Source organism: Pseudomonas tehranensis, from assembly GCF_014268615.1.
Taxonomy (GTDB): Bacteria; Pseudomonadota; Gammaproteobacteria; order Pseudomonadales; family Pseudomonadaceae; genus Aquipseudomonas; species Aquipseudomonas tehranensis.
In genome coordinates this window covers 17,402-27,752 of the sequence record NZ_JABWQV010000045.1, presented here as the reverse complement: position 1 = coordinate 27,752, position 10,351 = coordinate 17,402, and the positions used below count along the sequence as shown (strand labels likewise).

Below are 10,351 nucleotides of genomic sequence, written 5' to 3'. Positions count from 1 at the left end.
TCCCCTGTGGGAGCGAGCCTGCTCGCGATAACAATCTCAGCCGCGCAACGAAATCACCGGCCAACCCCGCTTCTCGGCCTCGGCCTTAAGATTCGGGTCCGGATCCACCGCCACCGGATGTGTCACCACCTCCAGCAACGCCAGATCGTTCATCGAATCGCTATAAAAGTAGCTGCCCTCCAGCGAATGCCCGGTTTCTTCCAGCCAACGGTTCAGCCGGGTCACCTTGCCCTCGCGAAAGCACGGGACATCCGTACTGCGCCCGCTGTAGCGCCCATCGATCATTTCGCACTCGGTGGCGATCAGGGTTTCAACGCCCAGACGCTCGGCGATCGGTGCGGTGACGAAGCGATTGGTGGCGGTGATGATCACCAGCTTGTCGCCGGCCTCACGGTGCTGACTCAACAGCTCGATCGCCTGTGGCAACACAATCGGTTCGATGCAGTCGCGCATGTAGTCCAGATGCCACTGTGCCAGCACCTCCATCTCCGTGCGGCCAAGGATTTCCAGGCAAAAATTCAGGTACTCGGCGTTGTCGAGCTTGCCAGCCAGGTAATCCTGATAGAACTCATCATTACGCGCCTTGTACGTAACGGCGTCGAGGAAGCCGCGCTCACACAGGTAATCGCCCCAGGCGTGGTCACTGTCGCCGCCCAGCAAGGTGTTGTCCAAGTCGAATAAAGCCAGCCGCATTGCAGTTACTCGCTGAAGAATCTGAAGAAAGGCGTCCAGAATACGGACTTTTCACAAGAGTGCACATAAGGTAGGAAGGCTCGTTGCTGCTTTCACAACCTTTGTGGAACAATGCGGCGACATGCGTTTGCGAGGTTGTTGCCGTGATCGATCCCGATGGTTTCCGACCCAATGTGGGGATCATTCTTACGAATGATGCAGGGCAGGTGCTATGGGCTCGCCGTATCAATCAAGACGCCTGGCAGTTTCCCCAGGGTGGGATCAACCCTCAGGAGACGCCCGAAGAGGCCTTGTACCGCGAGTTGAACGAAGAAGTGGGGCTTGAGCGAGAAGATGTCGAAATACTCGCCTGCACCCGGGGCTGGTTGCGCTATCGTTTGCCGCAACGCCTGGTCAGAACGCATAGCCAACCGCTGTGCATCGGCCAGAAGCAGAAATGGTTTCTCCTGCGCCTGATCTCCAACGAGCAGCGGGTGCGGATGGATTTGACCGGTAAACCGGAGTTCGATGGCTGGCGCTGGGTCAGCTATTGGTATCCGTTGGGCCAGGTGGTGACATTCAAGCGCGAGGTATACCGACGCGCCCTCAAAGAGCTTGCCCCGCGCCTGCTGACGCGCGACTGACGACGGAGTTCGACCCCGAGCCATGCTCAATACGCTGCGCAAGATCGTCCAGGAAGTTAACTCCGCCAAGGATCTCAAGGCGGCGTTGGGGATTATTGTATTGCGCGTCAAAGAGGCCATGGGCAGCCAGGTCTGCTCGGTCTATCTGCTGGACCCCGAGACCAACCGTTTTGTGCTGATGGCCACCGAGGGCTTGAACAAGCGCTCGATCGGCAAGGTCAGCATGGCGCCCAATGAAGGTCTGGTCGGTCTGGTCGGCACGCGCGAAGAACCGCTGAACCTCGAAAATGCCGCGGATCACCCCCGCTATCGTTATTTTGCCGAGACCGGCGAAGAACGCTACGCCTCGTTCCTCGGGGCGCCGATCATCCACCACCGCCGCGTCGTCGGCGTGTTGGTCATCCAGCAAAAAGAGCGTCGCCAGTTCGACGAAGGTGAAGAAGCCTTCCTCGTGACCATGAGCGCGCAATTGGCCGGGGTTATCGCTCACGCCGAAGCCACCGGGTCGATCAGCGGCCTGGGGCGCCAGGGCAAGGGCATCCAGGAAGCCAAGTTCGTCGGCGTGCCAGGTTCTCCAGGCGCGGCAGTGGGTACGGCGGTGGTCATGTTGCCACCCGCCGACCTCGACGTAGTGCCGGACAAGACCATCAGCGATATCACCGCCGAATTGGCGCTATTCAAGACGGCCATCGAGGGCGTGCGCGCCGACATGCGCGCCCTGTCGGCAAAACTGGCGACGCAGCTGCGCCCCGAAGAACGCGCGCTGTTCGACGTTTACCTGATGATGCTCGACGACGCCTCCCTGGGCAGCGAGGTGACCACGGTCATCAAAACCGGTCAGTGGGCCCAGGGTGCGTTGCGCCAGGTGGTGACCGACCACGTCAACCGCTTCGAACTGATGGACGACGCCTACCTGCGCGAGCGCGCCTCCGACGTCAAGGACCTCGGCCGCCGGCTGCTGGCCTACTTGCAGCAGGAACGTCAGCAGACCCTGGTCTATCCCGATAACACCATCCTGATCAGCGAAGAACTGACCCCGGCCATGCTCGGCGAGGTGCCTGAAGGCAAGCTGGCGGGTCTGGTCTCAGTATTGGGCTCGGGCAACTCCCACGTCGCAATCCTGGCCCGCGCCATGGGCATTCCGACGGTCATGGGCGTGGTGGACCTGCCGTATTCAAAGGTCGACGGCATCCAGATGATCGTCGATGGCTACCACGGCGAGGTCTACACCAACCCCACCGAGTTGCTGCGCAAACAATTTGCCGATGTGGTGGAGGAAGAAAAGCAACTGTCCCTGGGCCTGGATGCGCTGCGGGATTTGCCTTGCGTGACGCTCGACGGCCACCGCATGCCGCTGTGGGTCAACACCGGCCTGCTGGCCGACGTGGCCCGGGCGCAGAAGCGCGGCGCCGAGGGCGTGGGCCTGTACCGCACCGAAGTGCCCTTCATGATCAACCAGCGCTTCCCCAGCGAAAAGGAACAGCTGGCGATCTATCGCGAACAGTTGGCCGCCTTCCATCCGCAACCGGTGACCATGCGCAGCCTGGACATCGGCGGGGACAAATCCCTGTCCTACTTCCCCATCAAGGAAGACAACCCGTTCCTGGGTTGGCGCGGGATACGTGTGACGCTCGACCACCCGGAAATCTTCCTGGTCCAGGCCCGCGCCATGCTCAAGGCCAGCGAAGGCCTGAATAACCTGCGCATCCTGTTGCCGATGATTTCCGGCACCCATGAGCTGGAAGAAGCCTTGCACCTGATCCACCGGGCGTGGGGCGAAGTGCGCGACGAAGGCACCGACGTGCCGATGCCGCCAGTCGGGGTGATGATCGAAATTCCGGCAGCCGTGTACCAGACCAAGGAACTGGCCCGGCAGGTGGACTTCCTGTCGGTGGGCTCTAACGACCTGACTCAATATCTGCTGGCCGTGGACCGCAACAACCCGAGGGTCGCCGACCTGTACGACTACCTGCACCCGGCCGTGCTGCAAGCCCTGCAGAACGTGGTCCGCGATGCCCATGCCGAAGGCAAGCCGGTGAGCATCTGCGGCGAAATGGCCGGGGACCCGGCGGCGGCGGTGCTGCTCATGGCGATGGGCTTTGACAGTCTGTCGATGAACGCCACCAACCTGCCGAAAGTGAAGTGGATGCTGCGTCAGATCAACCTCAGCAAGGCCCAGGAACTGCTGGCCGAAGTGATGACGATCGATAACCCGCAGGTGATCCACAGCTCCTTGCAACTGGCGCTGAAGAACCTTGGGTTGGCGCGGATGATCAATCCGGCTTCGAACAAGACCCTCTGACATTTCAGTGCCTCCATCGCGAGCAGGCTCGCTCCCACAGTAGATCTTCAGTGACCACAAACTTTGTGAGTGACCGAGATCCCATGTGGGAGCGAGCCTGCTCGCGATGAGGCCAGCAATGACAGCGCAAAATCAGACCTTAAGCTCAACCTCCCCCAAATGCCCCCCAAGCGGCCCATAACTGCGCTCGACCAAATGCCGCGTCCCATCGGCATGGACAATCAGCGCGGTACTCGCTCGCGTCCCGTAAGCAGGACTGGCGATGAACACACTCGACAACAGCGTCTCGGTCGCCAGCCCCACGCCGGTGTCCGGCAGTTCGGCTACCGGGGCCGGCTGCGGGTCGTTCAGCAGCGCCAACAAGGCTTGAGGCTGCGGATCGTCCAGTACCTCGACCAGCGCCGCCCGGGCCTTGAGCAGCTTGGGCCATGGCGTGTTCAGCCCGGCGTTCGACAAACCGTAGACACCTTCGGCCAGTCGCTGTGGCTGGGTATCGCGGGCGTTGAAATGCCATAGCTCAGCACCATCGCCAAGCAGCAGGTTGAACCCGCCAAACTCGCTGGCACGGGGTACGACTTCGCTCAAATAATCGGCAATTGAAATATTTCCGCTCAAAAACCGCGCCACCAGTTCACCACGGGACTTGAAGCCCGGCGGCTGGCCCGGGTCGCGAATGTTGGTCAGGGCAGCGAAGCGGCCATCGGCGCCGACGCCAAGCCAGGTCCCCCCGGCCTCCAGATCGCGACCGGCATGGACATCAGGGGCGTCAGGCCATTGCGCCAGGGGCAAGGTCGGGCGCGCGTAGAACTCATCGCGGTTGGCCGCCACAATCAGCGGCCGGGCGTGGCCGGGGCGCCAGGCAAATACGATCAGGCACATCAGGTAGTCCCATTGAAAATAAAGCCGAGCACAGCTGTTGTGGGTTTCACTCTACCCAGACATCGCCCCGGCATCCATCGCCTTGAGTGGAGCCCAAGGCCATGGATCCGTTACCATGCCGCTCTTGTTTCGAGGATGGGCGAGGGACGCTGGTGGAATTTGTGCTCTATCTGCTGCTCGGCGCCTGTGCCGGCGTGCTGGCCGGACTGTTCGGCGTGGGTGGCGGGATCATCATCGTCCCGGTGCTGGTATTCAGTTTTACCTTGCAGGGCTTCGACCCACTGGTGTTGACGCACCTGGCGGTCGGCACGTCCCTGGCATCGATCATCTTCACTTCGGTCAATGCCGTGCGCGAGCACCAGCGCAAAGGCGCGGTGCGCTGGCCGATTTTTGCCTGGATGACCGTTGGCATTCTGATCGGTGCCGGTTTCGGAGCCGTCACTGCCGAAGCGATTTCCGGCCCGAACCTGCAAAAAATCATCGGCGTGTTCGCCCTGATTGTCGCCGTACAGCTGGGCCTGGACTTGCGGCCCAAGGCCAGCCGCACAGTTCCGGGCAAGGTCGGGTTGACCGTGGCGGGGACGGTGATCGGCTGGGCCTCGGCGATTTTCGGCATCGGCGGCGGCTCACTGACCGTGCCGTTCCTGACCTGGCGCAGCGTGCCGATGCAACAGGCGGTGGCGACTTCATCGGCCTGCGGTTTGCCGATTGCCCTGGTCAGTGCATTAAGTTTCATGATTCTGGGCTGGCAAGATCCGCTGCTGCCGGCTCATAGTCTCGGTTTTGTTTATTTGCCGGCGCTACTGGGCATCGCCCTGACGAGCATGGTCTTCGCCCGCTTCGGCGCGCGACTGGCCCATCGCCTGTCACCGCGCTTGCTCAAACGGCTGTTCGCCGCTTTGCTGTTCAGCGTGGGCTTGAGTTTTCTGCTCTGACGCAATCCTGGCTTAATCCCGAGGTGGCAGCGTCGCCCGGATATTTTTGACGTTTACGAGGAATATCAATGCTGCCTTACCCGCAGATCGATCCGGTGGCCCTGGCCATCGGCCCGCTGAAAATCCACTGGTACGGCCTGATGTACCTGATCGGCATCGGCGGCGCCTGGCTGCTGGCGTCGCACCGGCTCAACCGTTTCGATCCGACCTGGAACAAGGAAAAGCTCTCGGACCTGGTGTTCTGGCTATCCATGGGCGTGATCGTCGGCGGACGCCTGGGTTACGTGTTGTTCTACGACCTGAGCGCGTACCTGGCCAATCCGACGCTGATCTTCGAAGTCTGGAAGGGCGGCATGTCGTTCCACGGCGGGTTCATCGGCGTGATGCTGGCAGCGCTGTGGTTCGGTAAACGCAACAACAAATCGTTTTTCGAGCTGATGGACTTCGTCGCCCCAATGGTGCCGATTGGCCTGGGGGCCGGGCGCATCGGCAACTTCATCAACGCTGAATTGTGGGGCAAGGCCACCGACGTGCCATGGGCGATGGTCTTCCCGCCGTTCAGCGACCCGGCGCAGCTGCCCCGTCATCCTTCGCAGCTGTATCAGTTCGCGCTCGAAGGCGTGGCACTGTTTGCCATCCTGTGGCTGTTCTCGCGCAAGCCAAGGCCGACCATGGCCGTGTCGGGCATGTTCGCGCTGTTCTACGGGATCTTCCGTTTCATCGTTGAATTCGTCCGCGTACCAGACGCCCAACTCGGCTATCTGGCATGGAACTGGCTGACCATGGGTCAGGTCTTGTGCCTGCCGATGATCGTCGGTGGCCTAGCGCTGATCTGGCTGGCTTATCATCGTGCGCCGGCTGCGGCGGCCAAGATTTAAATTCGAACCCCGGGGCGCTGGCCCCGGGTTCAAGGACACAGGTAACCCATGAAGCAATATCTCGATCTGGTGGCCCACGTCATCAAGAACGGCACCAAGCAAGCCAACCGCACGGGTGTGAACACCATCAGCTTTCCCGGCGCCATGTTGCGCTATGACTTGAAGGACGGCTTCCCGGCCATCACCACGCGCAAGATGGCCTTCAAGTCGGCCATCGGCGAGATGTGCGGTTTCCTGCGTGGCGTGAACAACGCCGCCCAATTCCGTGCCTTGGGCTGCAAGGTCTGGGATCAGAACGCCAACGAAAACGCCCAATGGCTGGCCAACCCGTTTCGCCAGGGCGAAGACGATCTGGGCGAGATCTACGGCGTGCAATGGCGCAAGTGGCCGGCCTACAAGCAGATCCCTGTGAGCAACCCGGCAGCCATCGAGCAAACCCTGGCTCAGGGATACCGGCAGATCGCCGAGGGCGAAGAAAACGGTCAGGCCTACGTGGTGCTGTACAAAGCCATCGACCAGGTGCGCCAGTGCGTGGACACCATCATCAAGGACCCGGGCAGCCGGCGGATCCTGTTCCACGGCTGGAACTGCGCCCAGCTCGATGAAATGGCCCTTCCGCCCTGCCATTTGCTCTACCAATTCCACCCGAATGTCGAGACCAAGGAAATTTCCCTGACCCTCTACATCCGCTCCAACGACCTGGGCCTGGGCACGCCGTTCAACCTCACCGAAGGCGCCGCGCTGCTGAGCCTGATCGGTCGCCTGACCGGCTACACGCCACGCTGGTTCACCTATTTCATCGGCGACGCCCACGTCTACGAAAACCACCTGGACATGCTCAACGAACAGCTCACCCGCGAGCCGTTCCCGATGCCCAAACTGGTGATTTCCGAGCGCGTGCCGGAGTTCGCCAAGACCGGTGTGTACCAGCCGGAGTGGCTGGAACTGGTGGAGCCGAGCGACTTCTCCCTCGAGGGCTACCAGCACCACGCGCCGATGACCGCGCCGATGGCGGTCTGAGCCGCCATTATCCCTGTGGGAGCGAGCCTGCTCGCGATGGCGTCATTACATTCAACATTGACGTTGAATGATAGGCCGCTATCGCGAGCAGGCTCGCTCCCACATTGGTTTGCATGTATTTCAAGATCGAGGCAGGGGCTCTCAATGCCCGTGACTACGCCCCACATGTGAAGGCTCCACCTCCGGCACCACCGCTCCACTCACTTCCAAGCGCTGCAAGATCCCGCATTGATCCAGGTCCGGCCCTTCACCACAACGATGGCGCAGGTCGATCAGTTGTGTCTGCAAGGCCAGCAGACCGTCGATGCGCGCCTTGACGTGGTGGATGTGTTCGTCGATCAGCGCGTTGACGTTTTCGCACTGGTCCTGGGGGCTGTCACGCAGGGTCAGGAGGCTGCGGATTTCTTCCAGGGTCATGTCCAGGGTGCGGCAGTTACGGATGAACGTCAGCCGCTCGGCATGAGCTTGGGTGTAGACACGATAATTGCCATCGCTGCGGGCCGGCTCCGGCAGCAAGCCTTCGCGCTCGTAGTAGCGAATGGTTTCGACCTGGCAGTCGGTGATTTTTGCCAGTTCGCCGATCTTCATGGCGTTGCCTCCAAAACAGATGCTTGACCCTATAGTGGCTACAGGGTCTTTACTGTGCAACAGGCACTTTTCACGGACGTAACCCGATGAGCGATTCCATTCACACCCACAAGCCCGACCACGGCCATGACCACGGGCATTCCTGCTGCTCTGCGAAAGCGGCACCGTCGGTAGTCAAGCTCGGCAAGGCCCCGACGGACGGCGCTCGGCTGAGCAGTTTTCGCATCCAGGCCATGGACTGCCCCACCGAACAGACGCTGATCCAGAACAAGCTCGGCAAACTTGAAGGTGTACACCAACTGGAATTCAACCTGATCAACCGCGTGCTGGGCGTGACTCACGACTTGCCCAACGACTCGCCGATCATTGATGCGATCCAGTCCCTGGGCATGCAGGCCGAGCCGTTGGCCCCTGGCCAGGTAAAAGAAACCAGCGAATTGCCCGCCCAGGCCAAGCCCTGGTGGCCGCTGGCGCTGTCGGGTGTGACCGCCCTGGGTGCCGAAGTGATCCATTTCACCAACTCGGCGCCGGAGTGGGTGGTCGCGCTAATGGCGTTGGTGTCAATCCTCAGCGGCGGTCTCGGCACATACAAAAAGGGCTGGATCGCCCTGAAAAACCGCAACCTGAACATCAACGCACTAATGAGCATCGCGGTGACCGGTGCGGTGCTGATCGGCCAATGGCCGGAAGCGGCGATGGTGATGTTCCTGTTCACGGTGGCTGAACTGATCGAGGCCAAGTCCCTGGACCGGGCGCGCAACGCCATCAGCGGCCTGATGCAAATGGCCCCGGAACAGGCCACTGTGCAGCAGGCCGATGGCAGCTGGCAGGTGCAAGCGGTCAAGGCCATCAACCTCGGCGCACGGGTGCGGGTTCGCCCAGGCGAACGGGTGGGTCTGGACGGGGACGTCGTCGCCGGTCGCTCCACCATCGACCAGGCGCCCATTACCGGCGAGAGCCTGCCGGTGGAAAAAACCGTGGGCGACAAGGTCTTCGCCGGCACCATCAACCAGGCCGGTGAACTGGAATACACCGTGACCGCCGCAGCCGACCACTCCACCCTGGCGCGGATCATCCACGCCGTGGAGCAGGCCCAGGGCTCCCGCGCCCCGACCCAGCGCTTCGTCGATCAGTTCTCGAAAATCTACACCCCTGCGGTGTTTGCCCTCGCCCTGGCGGTGGCAATCATCCCGCCGCTGTTCATGGGGGCGACCTGGTTCGACTGGATCTACCGGGCACTGGTGTTACTGGTGGTGGCCTGCCCATGTGCGCTGGTGATTTCCACCCCGGTGACCATTGTCAGCGGCCTCGCCGCAGCGGCGCGCAAAGGCATTCTGATCAAGGGCGGCGTGTATCTGGAGGGCGGCCACAAGCTCGACTATCTAGCCCTGGACAAGACCGGCACGATCACCCATGGCAAGCCGGTGCAGACCGACTACCTCCCACTCGACCCGACGGTGGAAGCGGCCGCCCCCGCTTTGGCCGCCAGTCTTGCCGCCCGTTCCGACCATCCGGTCTCTCACGCGATCGCCAACGCAGCTGTGGATAACCAGTTGGCGCCGCATGCTGTGGATAACTTCGCAGCGCTGCCGGGGCGTGGTGTGCGCGGCGATATCAACGGCCAGACTTATCACTTGGGCAATCACCGGTTAGTGGAGGACCTAGGCCTGTGCTCCCCCGAGCTGGAAGAGAAACTTTTCGCCCTGGAAAAACAAGGCAAGTCCGTGGTGCTGTTGCTCGACCACTCAGGCCCCCTGGCGCTGTTTGCCGTCGCCGACACGGTGAAGGACTCCAGCCGCGAAGCCATCGAGCAGCTGCATGAACTGGGCATCAAGACCTTGATGCTCACCGGCGACAACGCCCATACCGCCGAGGCGATTGCCGCGCAGGTGGGCATCGATCAGGCCCGAGGCGATCTGTTGCCGGGCGACAAGCTGCAAGCGATCGAAGACCTGTATGCCTTGGGTCATCGGGTCGGCATGGTGGGTGACGGCATCAACGACGCCCCTGCCCTGGCCCGCTCGGAGATCGGCTTCGCCATGGCGGCGGCGGGCACCGACACCGCCATCGAGACCGCCGATGTTGCCCTGATGGACGATGACTTGCGCAAGATTCCGGCGTTCATCCGCCTGTCGCGACAGACTTCGAGCATCCTGAAACAGAACATCGCTTTGGCGCTGGTCATCAAGGCGATCTTTCTGGGATTCACCTTTGCCGGGGTTGCCACCATGTGGATGGCAGTGTTTGCCGACATGGGGGTGAGCTTGCTGGTGGTGTTCAATGGGTTGCGGTTGTTGCGTAAATAGAGGGGACCAGGCGCCCGCATCGCGAGCAGGCTCGCTCCCACAGTAGATCTCAGCGGCCACACGTGTTGCGTACAGCCGAGATCCAATGTGGGAGCGAGCCTGCTCGCGATGGGCAGCACAGCAGCCC

At 61.7% G+C, this 10,351-nt stretch carries 9 protein-coding genes; 6 read left to right on the top strand and 3 right to left on the bottom strand.

The features are described 5' to 3' along the window. Positions 1 to 36: 36 nt before the first annotated feature. The gene (locus HU811_RS10460; protein WP_186655682.1) at positions 37 to 693 is read right to left on the bottom strand and encodes a histidinol-phosphatase; all 657 of its coding nucleotides are present in this window, start codon (positions 691 to 693) and stop codon (positions 37 to 39) included. A gap of 143 nt (positions 694 to 836) precedes the next feature. On the opposite strand from HU811_RS10460, the gene HU811_RS10455 reads away from it, so the two are divergent. Both HU811_RS10455 and ptsP read left to right on the top strand, forming a co-directional pair. Further along, on the top strand, positions 837 to 1,316 hold the full coding sequence (locus HU811_RS10455; protein ID WP_003186867.1) for an RNA pyrophosphohydrolase: 480 nt from the start codon (positions 837 to 839) through the stop codon (positions 1,314 to 1,316). A gap of 22 nt (positions 1,317 to 1,338) precedes the next feature. Then, positions 1,339 to 3,618: a phosphoenolpyruvate--protein phosphotransferase gene (gene ptsP, locus HU811_RS10450; RefSeq protein WP_092402000.1), complete on the top strand. Its 2,280-nt coding sequence runs from the start codon at positions 1,339 to 1,341 to the stop codon at positions 3,616 to 3,618. A gap of 132 nt (positions 3,619 to 3,750) precedes the next feature. On the opposite strand, the gene HU811_RS10445 is transcribed toward ptsP, so the two are convergent. Continuing rightward, positions 3,751 to 4,497 carry an NRDE family protein gene (locus HU811_RS10445; protein ID WP_186655681.1) on the bottom strand — a complete coding sequence of 249 codons (747 nt, stop codon included), beginning with the start codon at positions 4,495 to 4,497 and terminating at the stop codon, positions 3,751 to 3,753. Between the two features lie 152 nt (positions 4,498 to 4,649). Between HU811_RS10445 and HU811_RS10440 the strand changes: the two genes are divergently transcribed. The 3 genes from HU811_RS10440 (at position 4,650) to HU811_RS10430 (ending at position 7,330) form a co-directional block, all read left to right on the top strand. Beyond that, positions 4,650 to 5,432 (top strand): sulfite exporter TauE/SafE family protein, encoded by a 783-nt coding sequence (locus HU811_RS10440; protein ID WP_092456052.1) that lies wholly within the window; start codon positions 4,650 to 4,652, stop codon positions 5,430 to 5,432. A gap of 68 nt (positions 5,433 to 5,500) precedes the next feature. Beyond that, positions 5,501 to 6,310 carry a prolipoprotein diacylglyceryl transferase gene (gene lgt / locus HU811_RS10435; protein WP_186655680.1) on the top strand — a complete coding sequence of 270 codons (810 nt, stop codon included), beginning with the start codon at positions 5,501 to 5,503 and terminating at the stop codon, positions 6,308 to 6,310. 48 nt (positions 6,311 to 6,358) lie between these two features. After that, entirely contained in the window at positions 6,359 to 7,330 is a 972-nt protein-coding gene (locus HU811_RS10430) for a thymidylate synthase (RefSeq protein WP_092455981.1), read from the top strand. A 141-nt stretch (positions 7,331 to 7,471) separates the two neighbouring features. On the opposite strand, the gene cadR is transcribed toward HU811_RS10430, so the two are convergent. Beyond that, positions 7,472 to 7,918 (bottom strand): Cd(II)/Pb(II)-responsive transcriptional regulator, encoded by a 447-nt coding sequence (gene cadR, locus HU811_RS10425; protein WP_092401985.1) that lies wholly within the window; start codon positions 7,916 to 7,918, stop codon positions 7,472 to 7,474. A gap of 86 nt (positions 7,919 to 8,004) precedes the next feature. Between cadR and HU811_RS10420 the strand changes: the two genes are divergently transcribed. Beyond that, positions 8,005 to 10,224, top strand: coding sequence for a heavy metal translocating P-type ATPase (locus HU811_RS10420; protein ID WP_186655679.1), 2,220 nt, complete (start codon positions 8,005 to 8,007; stop codon positions 10,222 to 10,224). Positions 10,225 to 10,351 lie beyond the last annotated feature (127 nt).